The 17,576-nt window shown below is 53.8% G+C and carries 17 protein-coding genes and 1 other annotated feature; of the genes, 13 read left to right on the top strand and 4 right to left on the bottom strand.

The features are described from left to right. Window positions 1-5: 5 nt before the first annotated feature. From phnE (FD25_RS03780) to FD25_RS03765, 4 genes are all read left to right on the top strand, one after another. Window positions 6-806 carry a phosphonate ABC transporter, permease protein PhnE gene (gene phnE / locus FD25_RS03780; RefSeq protein WP_057801483.1) on the top strand — a complete coding sequence of 267 codons (801 nt, stop codon included), beginning with the start codon at window positions 6-8 and terminating at the stop codon, window positions 804-806. Then, window positions 806-1,618 (top strand): phosphonate ABC transporter, permease protein PhnE, encoded by an 813-nt coding sequence (phnE, locus tag FD25_RS03775; protein WP_057801481.1) that lies wholly within the window; start codon window positions 806-808, stop codon window positions 1,616-1,618. Before phnE (FD25_RS03780) ends, phnE (FD25_RS03775) begins: the two co-directional genes overlap by 1 nt. Continuing rightward, window positions 1,618-3,171 carry a bifunctional metallophosphatase/5'-nucleotidase gene (locus FD25_RS03770; RefSeq protein WP_057801479.1) on the top strand — a complete coding sequence of 518 codons (1,554 nt, stop codon included), beginning with the start codon at window positions 1,618-1,620 and terminating at the stop codon, window positions 3,169-3,171. The genes phnE (FD25_RS03775) and FD25_RS03770 overlap by 1 nt, the downstream gene beginning before the upstream one ends. 150 nt (window positions 3,172-3,321) lie before the next feature. After that, a complete protein-coding gene (locus FD25_RS03765) occupies window positions 3,322-4,017 on the top strand; it encodes an N-acetylmuramoyl-L-alanine amidase (RefSeq protein ID WP_057801478.1) in 696 nt (231 codons plus the stop codon). A gap of 62 nt (window positions 4,018-4,079) precedes the next feature. Here the strand turns inward: FD25_RS03765 and FD25_RS03760 are convergent, their stop codons facing one another. Beyond that, entirely contained in the window at window positions 4,080-5,201 is a 1,122-nt protein-coding gene (locus tag FD25_RS03760; RefSeq protein ID WP_057801476.1) for a PrsW family glutamic-type intramembrane protease, read from the bottom strand. Window positions 5,202-5,433: 232 nt separating this feature from the next. Next, window positions 5,434-5,684, top strand: a binding site (T-box leader). Window positions 5,685-5,812: 128 nt separating this feature from the next. Between FD25_RS03760 and FD25_RS03755 the strand changes: the two genes are divergently transcribed. Continuing rightward, window positions 5,813-7,453 carry a peptide ABC transporter substrate-binding protein gene (locus FD25_RS03755; protein WP_057801474.1) on the top strand — a complete coding sequence of 547 codons (1,641 nt, stop codon included), beginning with the start codon at window positions 5,813-5,815 and terminating at the stop codon, window positions 7,451-7,453. 108 nt (window positions 7,454-7,561) lie between these two features. Here FD25_RS03755 and FD25_RS03750 read toward each other — a convergent pair whose 3' ends face one another. After that, window positions 7,562-8,905 (bottom strand): tyrosine-protein phosphatase, encoded by a 1,344-nt coding sequence (locus FD25_RS03750; RefSeq protein WP_057801471.1) that lies wholly within the window; start codon window positions 8,903-8,905, stop codon window positions 7,562-7,564. Between the two features lie 272 nt (window positions 8,906-9,177). Here FD25_RS03750 and FD25_RS03745 point away from each other — a divergent pair, with 272 nt between their 5' ends. The 5 genes from FD25_RS03745 to FD25_RS03725 all read left to right on the top strand — a co-directional run bounded on the left by FD25_RS03745 (window position 9,178) and on the right by FD25_RS03725 (window position 12,228). Further along, window positions 9,178-9,450, top strand: coding sequence for a hypothetical protein (locus FD25_RS03745; RefSeq protein WP_057801468.1), 273 nt, complete (start codon window positions 9,178-9,180; stop codon window positions 9,448-9,450). Between the two features lie 134 nt (window positions 9,451-9,584). After that, on the top strand, window positions 9,585-10,007 hold the full coding sequence (locus tag FD25_RS03740) for a hypothetical protein (RefSeq protein ID WP_057801465.1): 423 nt from the start codon (window positions 9,585-9,587) through the stop codon (window positions 10,005-10,007). Between the two features lie 112 nt (window positions 10,008-10,119). Next, the gene (locus FD25_RS03735; protein WP_146999924.1) at window positions 10,120-10,899 is read left to right on the top strand and encodes a hypothetical protein; all 780 of its coding nucleotides are present in this window, start codon (window positions 10,120-10,122) and stop codon (window positions 10,897-10,899) included. 165 nt (window positions 10,900-11,064) lie between these two features. Next, a complete protein-coding gene (locus FD25_RS03730; protein WP_057801461.1) occupies window positions 11,065-11,706 on the top strand; it encodes an NAD(P)H-dependent oxidoreductase in 642 nt (213 codons plus the stop codon). Window positions 11,707-11,745: 39 nt separating this feature from the next. Continuing rightward, a complete protein-coding gene (locus FD25_RS03725) occupies window positions 11,746-12,228 on the top strand; it encodes a MarR family winged helix-turn-helix transcriptional regulator (RefSeq protein ID WP_057801459.1) in 483 nt (160 codons plus the stop codon). Window positions 12,229-12,296: 68 nt separating this feature from the next. On the opposite strand, the gene pyrE is transcribed toward FD25_RS03725, so the two are convergent. Together pyrE and pyrF are read right to left on the bottom strand one after the other, a co-directional pair. After that, window positions 12,297-12,932, bottom strand: coding sequence for an orotate phosphoribosyltransferase (gene pyrE, locus FD25_RS03720; protein WP_057801457.1), 636 nt, complete (start codon window positions 12,930-12,932; stop codon window positions 12,297-12,299). A 3-nt stretch (window positions 12,933-12,935) separates the two neighbouring features. Continuing rightward, window positions 12,936-13,646 carry an orotidine-5'-phosphate decarboxylase gene (pyrF, locus tag FD25_RS03715; protein ID WP_057801842.1) on the bottom strand — a complete coding sequence of 237 codons (711 nt, stop codon included), beginning with the start codon at window positions 13,644-13,646 and terminating at the stop codon, window positions 12,936-12,938. A gap of 262 nt (window positions 13,647-13,908) precedes the next feature. Between pyrF and FD25_RS03710 the strand changes: the two genes are divergently transcribed. The 3 genes from FD25_RS03710 to FD25_RS03700 all read left to right on the top strand — a co-directional run bounded on the left by FD25_RS03710 (window position 13,909) and on the right by FD25_RS03700 (window position 17,568). After that, window positions 13,909-15,147: an MFS transporter gene (locus FD25_RS03710; protein WP_057801455.1), complete on the top strand. Its 1,239-nt coding sequence runs from the start codon at window positions 13,909-13,911 to the stop codon at window positions 15,145-15,147. Between the two features lie 166 nt (window positions 15,148-15,313). After that, window positions 15,314-16,531, top strand: a complete 1,218-nt coding sequence (locus tag FD25_RS03705; RefSeq protein ID WP_057801453.1) for an MFS transporter — start codon at window positions 15,314-15,316, stop codon at window positions 16,529-16,531. Between the two features lie 143 nt (window positions 16,532-16,674). After that, a complete protein-coding gene (locus FD25_RS03700) occupies window positions 16,675-17,568 on the top strand; it encodes a hypothetical protein (RefSeq protein WP_057801451.1) in 894 nt (297 codons plus the stop codon). The last annotated feature ends 8 nt before the right edge of the window (window positions 17,569-17,576 follow it).

Raw genomic sequence — 17,576 nt, 5'->3', positions numbered from 1 at the left:
TCCCAATGACTGAATCCACCCCCGCTTTACCCCAACGTCCTTGGCGCCAACGTTATCACGTGGCGGCCATCGGTTGGACTCTACTATTAGCCGTTTTATTAGTCCTATCGTCCCTGATGACCGGGGCTAACTTCGGGACCTTTCTCAGTAATATCGATCAGTTCTTGGCGTTACTGGTTCAGATGTCCCATCCCGCCTGGTCCTACCTCCACGTAATCCTGCAACCACTTTACGAAACTATTCAGATGGCTGTCTTGGGGACCACGATTGGGGCCGTTCTGGCGGTCCCGTTCGCCCTACTAGCCGCCAGCAATCTGGTCGGTAACCGCCTATTACGGGGACTCATTCGCTTCTTCTTAGATTTGGTCCGCACGCTTCCCGACCTGTTGCTCGCTGCCATTTTCGTCGCCATTTTCGGGATCGGCTCGACGGCCGGCGTGATTACCTTAGCCATTTTTTCGTTCGGCATGGTGTCAAAACTTTTTTATGAAGTCATCGAAACCATCGACATGGGTCCCCTGGAGGCCCTTAAATCCGTAGGGGCCACCAAGGTCACCATCATCTGGTACGCCGTTTTACCCCAGATTCTTAACCAGTTCGTCAGCTACTTTCTCTACACACTGGAAATTAACGTCCGGGCTTCCACCGTTTTAGGTTACCTGGGGGCTGGGGGTATCGGGGTCTACCTCCAGCGGTCACTGGGTGAATTCAACTACAGCGCCACCGCCGTGATCATCCTGGCGACCCTAGTCGTGGTTTTAGTGATTGACGGGATCAGTAACCATCTAAGGAGGGTGCTTCTGTAATGCAAACAACGCTTGAAAACCATCCCCTACCGCACCTCTTCTGGCGCCGCTGGCACTGGCTACTCTGGGTCGTCGTCGTGGCCGGCGTCTACAGTTGGGCCATCGGCGGACTGCACTTTACCGGCATTCAAGAATCCGCGGGGAGCGTCTCGCGGTCGATCCTCAAAGGCCTGCTGCATCCCGACTGGGCCTACGTCTATAACGGCAGTGGTGAGGACCTCTCATCACTAATTCTCCAAACCCTCGCTATCGCCTTTTTGGGAACTTTCGTGTCCGCTCTGATCAGTGTCCCCTTCGCCTTTTGGGCCGCCCGGACGGATCAGCACTGGGCCCACCTCCGCTCCGGTAGCGGCAAGGTCGTCTTGACGCTGATTCGAACCTTTCCCGAAATCGTCCTGGCAATCATGTTCATTAAGGCGGTGGGGCCAGGTTCTTACGCCGGGGTCTTGGCCGTCAGCATTCACTCGATTGGGATGCTGGGAAAATTATTCAGTGAATCCCTAGAAAACATGGACCGCGGGGCGGAAGAAGCGATTCGTAGTGCCGGGGGTAATCGGAGCGAAATTCTGACCCTGGCCACCCTGCCCACGATCTTTCCCGAATTCATTTCGTACACCCTTTACCGCTTTGAAATCGCCGTCCGGTCGGCCTCAATTCTGGGGATGGTCGGCGCCGGCGGAATCGGGACGCCCCTCATCTTTGCGATTCAAACTCGGAGTTGGTCACGGGTCGGCATCATTCTACTGGGCATCATCGTGATGGTCTTAGCCATCGATTCACTCTCCGAACGGTTACGAAAGAAGTTGATCTAATGACCCACATTAAAATCGTGTCGACCAGTGACGTTCACGGTTACCTGTTTCCCACCAACTATAGCAGTCGGCACGATCACCAACCCTACGGTTGGTTACGTGCCGCAGCGCTTCTCCGTCAGTTACAGGCCCCCACACCGGATACCGTCATCGTCACCATTGATAACGGCGATTGGTTAGAGGGGTCCCCACTAGCCAGTTATTTAGCCACCCAAGTTCCCACGCAGGCCGCTCTGTGGTCACAATTATTGAACGCCGGACATTACGACGTCGGCGTTCTCGGCAACCACGACTTTAACTACGGGTTACCCTACCTGCGCGCCAGTCTAGCCGAGCGGCACTATCCCGTTTTGGCGGCCAACATTGCGGGAGCCCAGGCCCAAGGCATCAGTGACGGTCCCTATACCATCTTAGAAAAGGGTGGGTTAACAATTGCCGTTTTGGGGCTTACCACGGCCTACGTGCCCCACTGGGAAGCCGCCGACCACCTCACCGGTTTAACGTTTCAAACGGCCCTTGCCACGGCGCAAACTTGGGTCCCGCAGCTCCATCAACTGGCCGATATCGTGGTAGTCGCCTACCACGGTGGCTTTGAAGCCGACCTCGTTAGTGGGACCGCCACCGAACCCGCTACGGGTGAAAACGAGGGTAGCCAACTCCTTGCTCAGGTCCCCGGGATTGACGCGTTAATTACCGGCCACCAACACCGCCAAATTGCCGGCGTCTATCACGACGTCCCCGTCACCCAGCCGGGAGAAAAGGGACTAGCCGTAGGGGTGATTGACCTGGACGTTGCGGACCATCACGTGATTGCTCACCGCGCTCAGTTACTCAAAACGGCCACGACACCCCCCGACCCCCAGCTCCACGCCCAAACGAGTCGACTAGAGGCCCGCGTTCAAACCTGGCTCGACCAGCCAATCGGTCACCTGACCGGTGCCAGCATGGCGGTTAACGATCCTTTAGCTGCGCGCCTCCACGGGCACCCTTATCTGGAGTTCATTAACCGAGTCGAGATGACGGCCGGTCACGCGGACATCGCCGCCACCGCCCTGTTTAACGATCAGGTCCTGGGTTTTCAACCGACCGTCACCCGCCGTCAACTTCTCAATAGCTACCCCTATCCCAATACCCTGGTGGTCGAACGCATCACGGGGCAAGAGCTCCGGGCAGCTTTGGAACGCTGCGCCAGTTTCTTTACGCTCACCAACGACGGTCAGATCCAAGTGGCCGCCGCCTTCACCACGCCGAAGGTCCAACTCTACAACTACGACGTCTACGCTGGCATCGACTACACCTTTGATCTGCACCAACCCGTGGGTCACCGGTTAGTCCGGCTCCGTTACCACGACGACCCCGTACGACCAGATCAGCAACTGACCATCGTTATGAACCAGTACCGTGGACACGGGGGCGGTGACTACCCGATGTTTCAGTCGGCCAAGATTATCCGCGCAATCGACAGCGACATGGTTGACTTGGTTCAGCAATATTTCCAAGCCCACCCGGTCGTTACGGGGGTCACGCCCCACAACCTCACCGTCCACGCTTAACTCGCCGCAATCATGGTCATCGTTTTTTTGGGAGGGGCCATAGGGTTGACGATTCTTTGCCGTTTTCATCAATCCGCGCTATCCTTAAGCAGTACCATTATTTTAGCCCCGCACTAAACTGGATGGGACCCCTAAGGAGTGTTTCTACATATGCAAAAATGGCATCGTTTCATCGTTTGGGGGAGTCTCTTAATTCCCCTAATCGCGGGATTAGCTCTCGTCACCCCAGCCCAAGCCGCCACGCGTCCTAAGACCACCACGAAGCAGGTGACCAAAACCGTCACCAAGAAGGCCCCCCATCACTACCTCATCGTGATGGGCCACGGCGCTGGCGACCCTGGTGCTCGGGGCAACGGCACCACCGAAGCCACGGCGTTACGCAAGATTTTACTGCCACAACTACGCAAGTACGCTAAGCAGGTCAAGCACAGCAAGGTGACCTTCTACAACCCTAAGCGTAACCTGGTATCCGATACCTTATTCCACCACCAGGGATCGTACAAATTGAATAAACACACCACGGTCATCATGTTTCACCTCGATGCACCCAGCGGTCAGGGCGGCCACGTGATTATTCACAAGGCGCACCCCACGAAACGAGATCAACGGTTAGCTAAGGTGATCCAGAAATACATCGGTTTGAACCGCGCTTACCGCGGCTATAGTTACCGGACGGACCTGCACAACTGCAACGTCCTACGTCACCGGGGCATCGATTACAGCTTGGTCGAATCGGGTTTCATCACGAACAAACACGATTTTCAACACCTCAAAAAGTACCGGGCCCAGATTGCCAAGGCCGACATCGAAGCCATCACTCACGAAACATTAACGAACAAAAAATAGGCATGAAAAAACCTCGTTCTAACGGCTGGTTAGGACGAGATTTTTGCGTTGATTGAATGCCGTCAAGCCCGCGCTTGTTGCTGCAAGTGCGTGACCTCCTTGAGCCCCGCGCTCATCAGGACGAACACGACGACCCAGGCAATAATGATTAATAAGAGCAATTTCAGATAAGGACCGATGATGCCGATGTCCCAATCCCAAGCAGCGTGCAACAGAATCGCTAACCCGAAAAACACCAGGAACCGCGTGTCGAACAGATCCGTTAACCGTAACGGCTTGGTTCGCTTGACCACCATCACGGCCCCGCCGGCGATGGCCGCCCAGACCAGGTGACCCCCAATCGCTGACCAGCCCCGCAAGACGGCCACTTCTACCAGGAGGTTGCCAGCCCGATAGATGTACCCGGCCGTTTCAAACGCGGCAAACCCGGCGCCCACCGCAGCCCCAATCAACAAGCCCCCTAAGATATGTTTGATGCGTAGCTGGTTGATGAAGTAGCAGGTAATCACTAATTTTCCGACTTCCTCGACGATCCCGATCACCAACGAATCGCCCAGCGTTAACATCCCCGTCATCTGGTTGGTCTGACTGAAGCTGACGAACTGGTACAAGAAGACCGTCGTCACCAACGCGAAGATGCCGCCAATGAAGAAGACGCGCATCACTTCGTACAGGCTGATATCCTGAAACGCGTTGGCCTCAAAGAAAAAGACCAGCCCGGAAACGGGCACCGCAAACGCGCCGACCAGAATCAATCCGGGAATTGCGTTGGGGTTCTGAAACTCGACGGCCATAAACAACAGCGCGATAAAGGCCAACAAGAACCCCAAAAGAATCCGCGAAAACAACCACGGTTTCACCCAAGCCGCGGAAAGGGACGCCAAGCGCGGCGTTGTGGTCTCCGTTCCCGCGATAAAGATGGACTCGGCCTCCGCCTTGGTATGGTGTTGAAAGACCGCCGAAAACAAATCTTTGAGATTGACCTTCACGGCCCCCTCCTCACCGGCATAGTGGTTTAACCGCGCCGTGGCGTCGTCGTATAGTGACTGCCGTCGCGGGTGCTTCTTAGCAGTTGCATCGGTGGACTGGGTCGTCTGAGCCGTCTCGGGTAACGGTTTCCCACAAACCGGACAAAACTTCGCGGTCGCTGGCACCGAGTGACCGCAGTGTGGACAAACTTGCATACTAATCCCCTTCTTTTTGACCGCCAGATAAACGGTCGTTTCTCACGTCTTTCATTATAGCAAGCTCCCCCCTGATTCCGTGGGTGAACGCTTGGCCGGACGCCCACGTAAAAATATTTTTCACCCCGTTCTTACTATATAAGTTACGCTAAATTCTCATCTCTTTTTAATTTTTATAGTTGACATCCCCAATGCCCGGACGTACACTAGTCTCAATTCAAGAATCATCCGAAACAAACCATTGAAGTGGAGATCAAGCTTATTATGCCCGTCAAGAGAGCCGTCGTTGCTGAGAGTACGGCCGAACGCAGGTAAGTAAATGGACCACCGAGGGCTTTCCCGAAAGAATTCAAGTACGGAAAGACGTGTGACATACGTCAGTTGTCAGGGAGATGTTGGTCTCCTGTGAGGGGGGCGCGGTGACTAGTTTTGCGTCACGCGTCCAATTAAGGTGGTACCGCGGTTAATTTAACCGTCCTTAACGCATTGGCTGTTAAGGGCGGTTTTTGTTTACAGTTAATCGAGGAGGAATTACATGATGTTGATTCGATGGCAAAGCTCAGCTATGTTGACAACCCAAACGACTAATCACCTATTTGGAGGAATTCATAATGAGCATTTTAAACAAGAAAACCACGTTATTACTTTGCGGCGTTGTTGTCGTTCTCGGCGGCTTCTTCGCCGTTAAGGCCCACTCAAAAACTACATCGGCCGCCGTTCCCCAAAACATCAACCTTTACGAAGCCTCACCCATCACCAGCATGGACGTCGCTAAAATTACCGACAGCGTTTCCAGTAGCCAACTGAGTCAGGTTGGCGAAGGTCTGTTCCGGTTGAACGCCAAGAGCGAAGCCGTCAACGCCTTGGCCCAGAAGACCACCGTATCTAAAGACGGTTCCGTCTACACGATCGACCTACACCACAACGGTAAATGGAGCAACGGCGATCCGGTAACCGCTCAGGATTTCGTTTATTCCTGGGAGCGGACGTTAAACCCCAAGTCCAAATCCGAATTTACCTACCAATTCGCTAAGATTAAGAACGCTAACGCGGTGGCGGCCGGCAAATTAGCCCCGAGCAAGCTGGGCGTCAAGGCCACGGGCAAGTACCAGTTGCAGATTAAGTTGGCCCAACCGACCTCGTACTTCAAGGTGGTTCTCGCCAGCTCAACCTTCTTCCCGTTGAACCAAAAAGCCGTTCAAAAATACGGCAGCAAGTACGGTTCCTCGGCCAGCACCACAGTCTACAACGGCCCTTACACGCTGACCAAGTGGAACGGGACTAGTGATAGCTGGACGTTAAAGAAGAACCCCACCTACCGCGACAAGCAGGCCATCAAGCTACAACACATCAACTACCGGGTCATCAAGTCCAGTGCCACGTCCTACAACTTATATCAATCTAAGAAGCTCGACGCGGTCACCCTGGACGGTGAACAAACCCAGCAAAACAAGAACAATTCCGAATTAAAGACCCTGGCTTCCGGGCGAATCGGCTTCATTCAGTACAACGAAAAGGACGCCACGACCGCTAACCGCGACTTACGGACCGCCTTATCGTTAGCCATTAATCGGGAACAATTAACCAAGAAGGTCCTTCAAAACGGCTCACTGCCCGCTACGACCTTCGCCGTACGGAACATGAAGAAGAACCCCCAAACTAAGGCCGACTTTACCAAGAACGCCACGGTCGCCGGGACCGCCGATTACAACCCAACCCAGGCTAACAAACTGTTCCAGTCCGCTCTGAAACAACTGCACCAGTCTAAGCTGACCATCACCATGATCTGTGCCGACGATGACACCACGAAACAAGCGGCCGAATACATCCAAAGCACGTTGAACAGTAAGCTCAAGGGCCTGACCATTGACGTGAAGGCCGTGCCGTTCCCATCGATGTTGAGTGCCGTTTCTAAGGGCAACTTCCAGATGAACCTGACCGGCTGGAGCATGGATTACGCCGACCCCATCGAATCATTACAGATTCTGGGATCGACCAACAATTCTAACATGGGCCACTACGACAGTAAGGCCTACGATAACGCCTTAGCTGCGGCTGAAGGCAAGGACGCCTTGAAGCCAACGCAACGGTACCAAGACCTGGTCAAAGCCGCCAAGACGGCCATGACCGATCAAGCCGTCACGCCACTCTACGACGCGCGAACCAACATCTTGGTCAACCCCAAGGTCAAGGGCGTCGTGTACAACCAGTTCGACGGGGCCGCTGATTACCGAACGGCTTACGTGAAATAAACGAACACACCGGATTAAAAAAGACCGTTTCTCGCGTATTGCGAGGAACGGTCTTTTGCGATAATCCTCATCAAATTGGGATCTCGAAAAACGTTTTTAAAATACGATCTAACGACTCGTCGTGACAAAATTTGCTTGGATCCAACGATGATAGCCGTGGGGGCTCTTGATTTGTAGGTACTTAACCGTCTTGCCGTTGACCTTGAGCTTAGCTTCTTTAACCACTTTCCACTTGGTTGTTGAATGCTTGGCCGTCTTACCGACTTGATGCTTCAGCTTCAGGTCATAGAAGTAGGCCCGTTTAGCCTTGGTGTGAACGTACCGTACACCCTTAACCTTCTTAACCGAAAGGACCTTGACCGTTTTAGCCTTCTTTGCCGGCTTATGGTTGACTGGCTTTTCCGGCTGTTGAGGTGTCATGACTTCTGGTTTAGGCTTTACCGGGTCGGGAGTTGGTTTAACTTCCGGTTTCTCCACCGGTGTTGCTGGCTGCGGGACAGGGACTGGTGCCGGAGTACTAGGCGCAGCTGGTGCTGGATAAGGTGTCTCTTTGCCATCCGTAGAAACTAAGTACTTAGACTTTAACAGCTCGCGTTGATAAGGACCAAACTGCATTAAAGTCGTTAAATAGTTGTCCATCGTCTGATAATGACTCAAAACTTCACGGTAATATTCATCTAACCAGTATTTATTAACGTGATGCTTATAAGTTTCTGATAGCAGATAATCCGTATAGATTGTCTTCCGATCCATCCCTAAGGCTGACATGATTAGGACCGCGCCAATTCCCGTTCGGTCTTTACCCGAAGAACAATGGAACAAGGTCGCACCCTTTTGCGTGAGGAGCCCCGATAAGAACTGACGGTATCCCGTCACGGCCGAATAGGCAAACTCTAACCGGTGATCATAGAAGGCCCCATCCCCGGATAAATCGTCGGCTGGGCGGTTTGGCACGTGTGGAACGTCGGCTAACTTACCTAAAATTGAAATTTGTTGCCAGTCAGCGCCCGGAATCGGCTTATCCGGGGACTTTTTAATTTGACCATTCGTTCGCATATCAATAACTTTTTTAACATCATATGTGTCTGCTAATAGCTTGGCATCATTTACCGTCAACTTAGATAAGTTATTGGACCGTAATAAACGATGATCAGCAATTTTCCATTTACCATCCGCCGTCACGTAACCACCCAAATCACGAGTGTTGTCGGTGTAATTAGATTCCAATTTAATCCGTGATCCGGGTTGACCCGCAGCAGGCTCCGTCGGTAAAGCTGGCGCCGGTTTGCTGGGTGTCGGTGTCGTTACTGGCTTTTGGGCGACTGGTTTTTGGGTTGTCGCCGTCGTCGTAGGTCCGCCATCGGCTAGGGCTGAGACCGTTGGTGTGGTCACTCCGGTCAGCGTCAGGACCAAAGCCGCTAAGCTCAAAGTCCGGGTCAATCTTGAATTCATTAATATTGCCTCCTGGTTAATTAGTTATTCCCAGCATAGCGGAGGAATGTCGAGAAATGATAAAGAGGATGTAATAATTTAGTAAACGCAAAAATAAGTTTCGCTATGAAAGGGGTTTAATCTCTACGGTTAAGCGGATAGGCTCCCAGTTCCGGTTTAAACACCCCGGTCTCCGGTTTGGAAAGCTCCCCCTAAGCGGGAAACTCATGGTATTTTTTAAACCGTGAGTTAAAATAGACCTATGGGGAATACTATTTCGAGGAGGAATTACCATGCGCAACGTTGCAACGTTAATCACGCTTTTCGATCTCTGGTGCGTCGTCGCCATCTGGATTGCCATCGACGTGTTCTTGACTAGCAGTCTACCAGTTCAATTGATCAATGACGTGGTGATTCTGGGGGTTACTTACTACTGGTTTCACCGTTTCTTACCTCAACATCGAACTGCCAATGTTTATTACCGTTTATCTTGGGGCCTTAGAGAACTCACGCTAGCTCTACCGGTGATTTTATTCGGCGTGGCGCTCATCAAAAAATTCATTTAACGGATCTATGGGAGCCGTTCAACCGAACGGGCTCCTTTTTTGGCGTAATTATTAATAGATTAATTGGTACAACAGCCATTGCTTTTCCCCCTTCAAGTTCGCATACTAGAGGCAGACTATGAGGAGGTCAATTCATGAAAAAACAACTTATTGTAACGGCCGCAGCGTTCGCCTTAGGCTTAACCGGCTGCCTAATGTCTACCCCATCGGCCAGCGCTAAAACCACCTACCTACCCAGCTACATTCGCCACCACACCTTTTATCGGCTGACTGACGGCTCCCAGGGCGGTTACCACGACAAGACCACGTTTAAGGGCAACCACATGTCCCTACATAGCAGCGCTTTAGGTCACTACACTTGGCGGTTATCCGGTCTGAAGAAGCATAGTTCCAAAGTGTATTACGGCCGGATACACTATTCCAAAAAGAGCTCTGCACCAATTAAAATCAAGATTTTTAATAAGAAGCATTTCGACTTCATTCCAAAACACATCGGACAACTGAAAGGCAACTACACCGGTGACGAGTCGTTCGGTGCCACCATTTTTAAACGCTAATCACAAATACGCGCGACCAACGACGGCCGCGCGTATTTTGTTCATCCACCCCATCACGACTTTAGTATAATGAAGGTAACCGCACCATTCATCAGTGAAGGGAGTGCCACTTATGTCCTGGAAAAGACTGCTACTCGTCATGGGAATCTGCTTATTAGGAAGCCTCGGCCTGTCAATGACCGCCCACGCCTCCCCCTATATTCACGACCAGTTGGGGATTCTTTCGCCCCAGCAACGTCAACAAATCATTCAAACCAACCAACGCTGGCAACGGACACGCAACCGCCCGCAACTGTGGGTGTACACCTACGCCCAACTGCCCGCATCTGCCACGCTAGGCTTCGATTATAGTAATCCCTTCGATACGCCGGGCAACGCCCTGGTAGACCAGCACTTCCAACAACTGGGCCAACAAGCCGTGGACCCGACCGCCTCGACCGGGGACCAGGAATACGCCGCGGCTCAAGCCACTAAACGGCTCCACGACAAGGTTTCGGTCATTATTATTTATCCCGACAACGGGTGGCACACGGTGATTGATCCGTCCGATAACCTGACCAAGGGCGTTTCCGACTTTCAGAAGTGGCAGTTGACGCGTCGGCTCTCAAACAAACAGGGAACGGCGCAGTCCGCCATGACCTTCTTCAACCGTTACCAGAAGTTTATTACCAGGCACATCGCCAAACCCGCCAAGATCACCCCCGGGTTAGGCTGGGGTTGGGTCAGTTTTTGGATTCTTTCCCCGTTTTTGCTCTGGGTCCTGCTCAAAATTCTCAAGGCCTTTCGCCACCCGACCTTCGTGGGCGATCCCCACGCGGGCGCCGATATGTACAGTGGTTACATGTGGGGCCGCTGGATGGGCGGCGACCATGACCCGTGGGACCATTTCTAACGACTTCTTATAACTTTTTATTTAGCCCTGAATTTAGCTTCACAAAAGCCAAAAATGACGACTGCCTATTTAGGTAGTCGTTTTTATTTTTATCATTTTTGTTGACAAGCAACAATACGAATTCTATAATGTTGCTCATCAACAAAATATAAAGGAGTTTTTCTTATGACTAATTTATTAATGATTCTCGCTCACCCCCACACCCCAGCCGCTAGTGTCGCATTAACCGTTGCCACAACCTTTCGGACTGCCTATCAACAAGCCCATCCGACCGACACCGTAACCGTCCGGGATCTCTACGCCACTAACGATCCCGTTCCAGCTTTAGGTAATACGGTCTTTGAGGCCTGGCGCAAACAAAAACTTGGTGAGCCATTAACTACGACTGAATCTCAAACGCTGACACGGCACCAAGCCTGGTTAGCCGAATTTATGCACGCCGATAAAGTCGTTTTCGTTAACCCAATGTACAACCACTTTTTACCCGCCGAACTCAAACAATACATTGATCTGACTGCTGTGGCTCGGCAAACTTTCAAGTACACCCCCCAAGGCCCCGTGGGCTTACTCCCGAATACCAAGGTTCTCCACATTCAATCTGCCGGCGGCTTCTATCACAGTTCCGCCCATCCTGAACTCAACCAGACTGAATTCGGCGACGCCTACTTACAAGATATCACCCAACTTTACGGCATTACCGCTTACCAATCCCTATTTATCGAAGGCCTTGATCAATTAGCCAGTCAACGGCCACAATTGGTAACTGACGCTCAACATCAGGCACGGGTTCTCGCAGACACTTTCTAATTTCGGTATAATGGACTTACTGTAGAAAGGAGTGGTTCGATGAACGTCCACACTGAACAGGCCATCTTAGACCAAATCAAAGCCATTCGTACAAGTCGTGAATCGACTACGGCTGAGCAAAATTGGATTATTCAGCGCCTGACCGACCCACAATTAAAGGTTAAGCTTCCTGACATTTCGATTGTAGGACTGCATCTGCTATCCGCCCTACAAACTGAACCGTTAACCGGGATCGTACTGGCACAACAATTAGGGGTGACTCGCGGTGGCGTGACCCGGGCAGCCAAGAAATTGGTCACTCAGGGACTTCTCCAAACCTTTCAAAAACCAACCGATCATAAAAAAATATTCTATCAACTTACCCCGACCGGTCGTACAATTGCTCAACAGCATGATGCCATGCATCGGGTCCTCAATCAGCAATTGATTACCCAACTGAAGGGCCACTACAGCCCAGAAGAACTCTCTGTGGTCCTGCGCTTTTTGACCGATCTCACCCAATTTGAGGAACAGTTATCTTAAAGCAAAAAGGCTACCAGTTTAATTAAACTGGTAGCCTTTTTATTATTAATAATCATTGATAACAAATGTTAAACGCCCTGCCAATGCCAAGGATCCTGGCGCCACGCCTGCAAAGACGCTTTTTCGGCCGAAGTCACGTCGCCCGCCGCCTCGGCCGCCGCAATTAAGGCGCTGTAAGTGGTCAGCGTATGTAACGACAGGCCAGCCGCCGCAAAATTGGCCCTACTATCGGGTAATTCGTAGGAGAAGATGGCCACGATGCCCAAAACCGTCGCCCCCGCCGCCTGAACGGCCTTGGCGGCACTCAAGACGCTGCCCCCGGTCGAAATCAGGTCGTCAATCAACACGACCTGATCGCTGGTCGCTAGCTCGCCTTCAATCTGCTTGCCGGTGCCGTGGTCCTTGGGCTTGGACCGTACGTAGTTCATCGGCAACCCCAACCGATCGGCCACCAGTGCCGCGTGGGGAATGCCCGCCGTCGCCACGCCCCCAATCACCGTCGCGTTGGGATACAACTCGGTGATCATCGTCGTCAAACCGTCCGCAATATGCGTCCGGACCGCCGGAAAGGCGATGGTCCGGCGGTTATCCGTGTAAATGGGCGCGTGCATCCCACTGGCCCACAGAAACGGCTGGCTGGGCCGTAACGTGACCGCCTGAATCCGTAACAAGTCCGTTGCAATTTGTGCTGCTCGTGTCGTCATCCTTTAGTCTCCCCATTCTTGTAAAATCCGTTGATACGCCGCCACCGGGTCTTGGGCCCGCGTGATCGACCGGCCAACCACCAACCCGTTACTGCCTAACTCGGCGGCCCGACCGGGCGTTACCACCCGCTTTTGGTCGTCGACCGCGTCAGCCGCCAACCGGATTCCCGGGTTGATGCACAGAAAGTCGGGGGCCGTGGCCGCGTGAATCACCGGGTCTTCCGGCGCCGCGGCAATCACGCCGTCCGCGCCGTTCTGCCACGCTAGCCGAGCGAGGTGCTGCACCGCCGTCGGCATATCCGCCTGAACTAATTGTTCGGTTTGCATCTGCGTTTCCGTGGTCGAGGTCAGTTGGGTGACCGCCAGTAACTTCGCTGGCGTCACGCCCGCGGCTTGAGCCCCCGTCACCAGGCCGCGTTTCGCCGCGTTTATCATGGCCGCGCCGCCCGCCGCGTGAATCGTGACCAGCGCCACGCCCTGCCGCCCCAGCTGAGCCATGGTCTGTTCAACCGTGTGGGGAATGTCGTAACATTTCAGATCCAAAAACACCTGAATTCCGCGCTGCCGTAAAGCTTTTAGGATCTCCGGCCCCGCCGTGTAAAAGAGCTCCATTCCCACCTTCACAAACAGGTTAGGTGTCTGGGCAAACGGCGTCAAGAAGTCCAAGGCCGTGGCCTGACTGGGAAAATCGAGTGCGATAATCACTGGTCGCATGGTGCGCCCCTTTCTGGTCCAAAAAAGACCGCCCAGCCCCGTGGCTAAGCGGTCTTCGCCCGTCAAAAAACGGGTCACCGATCCCCTTATTAGCCTCACAGGACTAGTTTAAAGTTTTAATTGCCGTTGAGTTTACGCGGAAAAAGTGTAGCCGTCAACCCGTAAAATTCCCCCTTGCGTTCGCTCAACATTCGTGGCAGAATAATGAGCAATGCAACAAAATAAACGGTGCCCGTGAGCATCAATTTTGGAGGAACTCGATATGGAAACTCGCACTACCCCTGCGCGCCACGCGCTAACTACGCCCCAGAAGTGGACGATTGCTTCAACCTCGGCCGGCTTTGCCTTGGAGAACATGGACGTCATGTTTCTCTCCTTCGCGTTGTCGTCGATCATCGCTGATTTACACCTCAGCGGGACCCAAGCCGGCTTGATTGCTTCCGTCACCAACCTGGGCATGTTAGCGGGTGGCCTTTTGTTTGGCATCTTGGCCGATCGGTTCGGCCGGGTCAAGGTCTTCTCGCATACCGTCTTCATCTTCGCCATCGCCACGGCGGCCATGGCGTTCGCCCACAGTCTTACGGCCGTTTACGTCTTCCGCTTTCTGGCCGGCGTCGGCGCCGGGGGCGAGTACGGCGTGGGCATCACGCTGATTGCCGAAAGCTTTGACCACGACAAGATTGGGAAAATGACTTCGCTGGCCGCAATCGGCGGGCAGTTGGGTGCCGTTCTAGCTGCGATTGCCGCGGCCCTGATCATCCCCAAGTTGGGCTGGCAGGCCCTGTTTGTCTTCGGCCTAGTCCCCGTGGCCCTGACCTACTTTATCCGCCGACACCTCCACGAAAGTGCCGAGTTTACCCAAGCGAAACACCGGTCCCGCAACCGGCAACCGGTCCGTCTCAGTGCCTTATTTAAAACCCCACAACTCGCCTACCAAACGGTCGCCCTGATGGTGATGGTCGTGGTTCAAATCGCCGGGTACTTCGGCTTGATGAACTGGCTACCGGCAATCATGCAACAAAAGTTAGGCCTCAGTGTTTCTGGTTCGGCCGTCTGGATGATTGCGACCATCTTCGGGATGAGCCTGGGGATGCTCACTTTCGGGAGTATCCTGGACTACTTTGGTCCCCGACGGGCGTTCGGCCTCTTCTTACTGGCCGCCGCGATCGCCGTCTTCGGGATCACGCTAGCCACCAATCAGGCGACCCTCCTACTGGCCGGTGCCGTGCTGGGTTTCTTTTCTAACGGGATGTTCGGCGGGTACGGGGCCGTCATCAGCCGCCTGTACCCCACCGAGATTCGCTCAACGGCTAATAACCTGATTGTCAACGTGGGGCGGGCCGTGGGGGGCTTCTCGTCGGTGGTCATCGGCTTTTTGATGGACCACTACAACTTACTGGTGGTCATGGGGTTTCTCTCCCTGTTGTACCTTCTCAGCCTGACCATCATGCTCACCATTCCGGCCCTCCGACGTCTGGCCCCCAGCAACGGTCGTGCTTAATCTCAATATTTAGTCCTGCCAACCGTGGTGGGACTTTTTTTGTTAACCTGCGTTTCCAGGCTAAGCCCGTGACAGACGGCGGGCGACCGGCCCAGACTGGTTTCAAGACTAAGTTTGTCCGCAAAATAAAAAGCGCCCGTGAGCGCTTCTTTTGGAGGTCGATTCTATGGAAACCACATCATCACATTCTCGTTTTACCGCGTCACAAAAATGGACGTTAGCGTCCACGTCGGCGGGCTTTGCGTTGGAACACATGGACGTCATGTTTCTCTCGTTTGCCCTAGCGTCCATCATCGCGACCCTACATATTACCGGGGCGCAGGCCGGGTTGATTTCGTCGATCAGTAACCTGGGCACCTTAATCGGGGGCCTCGGGTTCGGCCTAATTGCCGACCACTACGGCCGGATCAAGGTCTTCACCTACACCATCTTCATCTTCGCGTTCGCCACGGCGGCCATGGCCGTGGCCAATAACCTGGCGCTCCTGTACCTCTTCCGCTTCCTATCCGGGGTGGGGTCCGGTGGCGAATACGGCGTGGGGATTACCCTGATTGCTGAAAACTTTCCGGCCCGTCAGCTGGGCAAGCTCTCGTCATTAGCCGCAATCGGTGGCCAGTGCGGGGCCATTCTCGCCGCGATTGCCGCGGCGTTAATCATCCCGTCGTTGGGCTGGCACGCCCTATTTGTCTTCGGCCTGGTTCCGGTCGCCTTAATCTACTTTATTCGCCGCCACCTCCACGAAAGTGACGCCTTTAAGTCCGCCCAGCGCGCCCGCAAACCCGTGCAACTCCGACGGTTATTCGCCACGCCCCGGTTAACCCACCAGACCTGTGCGCTGATGGTCATGACCACCGTGCAGATTGCCGGGTATTACGGCCTGATGAACTGGTTACCGTCGATCATGCAAAAACGGTTGGGTCTGACCGTCGCGGGGTCGTCCGGCTGGATGATTGTCACGATTCTCGGTATGAGTTTGGGGATGTTGGTCTTCGGCCACGTTCTGGATCACTTCGGTCCGCGATTAGCCTTTGGGCTCTTTCTCCTGGCCGCGGCGGTCGCCTTGTTTGGCATTCTTCTCACGACTAACCGGCTCACCCTGTTTCTGGCGGGCGCCACGTTGGGGTTCTTCTCCGACGGGATGTACGGCGGTTACGGTGCCATCGTCAGCCGCCTGTATCCCACCGAGATTCGGACCACGGCCAATAACTTTATCGTTAACGTGGGTCGGTTGATTGGTGGCTTCTCGTCGGTGGTCATCGGCTTTTTGATGGATCACGGAACCCTCTTGATGGTCATGAGTTTTTTAGCAATTCTCTACCTCATCAGTCTGGCCGCCATGCTCTCCATCCCTAACCTGCGCCGCTTAGCCCCGGTCACCCGGTAATTAACTTGTTAATCACGTTCGTTGGCACTTACCAACGGACGTTTTTTGTTCCACGTGAAACAATCTCTAACAAGTTCGGCCTTTCTCACCCTCATTTGACGTATAATAACGCTATTGAACTTTTTGAGGAGGTCCGTCACGGTATGCGAACAATTTTAAAATGGGGCTTGGCCCTGCTTCTAGGCAGCAGCGTTTGCGGTGGGGGGACTATCGCCCACGCCCAAACCGAACTACCGGGGTCGCTGGTCAAAGTCGGCCACTACACGGCCAGCACCGACTACCTCAACCTCAGCGAGTATTACCAAACGACTCGCCCGACCACGGTTACGGTCCAGTACCGGCCGACCTACCACGACGGTCACACGAAGCAACGCCAACTCACGTTACCCCAGGGCACCACGGTGGCCGGTTACCTGACCACCCAAAAGGTCGGTAACCACCTCCAACAAGCCCTACTACTCTACAGTTCGCGGTTAAGCTACGCCTTACTGAGTCGCGTTCAACCCAAGGGCTACACGGTCGACCCGATTGCCGACACGGACGCCACGCCCACGGTAATCAGCGGCACCCAACTCACGGCCTTCAAACGGGTGGCCTGTCCCAAGTACATGGTGGCCTACAGTCACGGTGACCTGTATGCCGGGGGCATCGCGGCGGCACTGAGTCCGGCCGAGCCCACGCAAACTAGCCTGCGAATCACCCCGGACGGCGTCGTCGAGCTTCTGAGTTATGACGCCAACGCCAACGCTAATTTAGGCTTCTACCAACGGCCTGACACGCAGGCCAAGATCACCCGGACTACCTTTCACGACCCGTACCGCGACCTGTACTTCGCCCACGACCTGCGCGGGTTTAATTTGAAACGGGTCAGCCGAACCGGCTTGCAACAGTACAAGTTAACCATTGAGAACTTGCACAACCCACAGCACATCTTAGGCAACCCGCTCAAGGGCGTGGCCGGGACCTTCGACAGTCTCTACCTCGTCAGCGGCGTCCCGTATTACACCTTTATTGGGTTTGACGGGGCTAGCAACTAACCTTTTCA

Source organism: Levilactobacillus acidifarinae DSM 19394 = JCM 15949, assembly GCF_001434835.1.
GTDB classification, from domain to species: domain Bacteria; phylum Bacillota; class Bacilli; order Lactobacillales; family Lactobacillaceae; genus Levilactobacillus; species Levilactobacillus acidifarinae.
The sequence above is the reverse complement of the archived record's forward strand: the minus strand, read 5'-3'. Positions and strand labels throughout refer to the sequence as shown.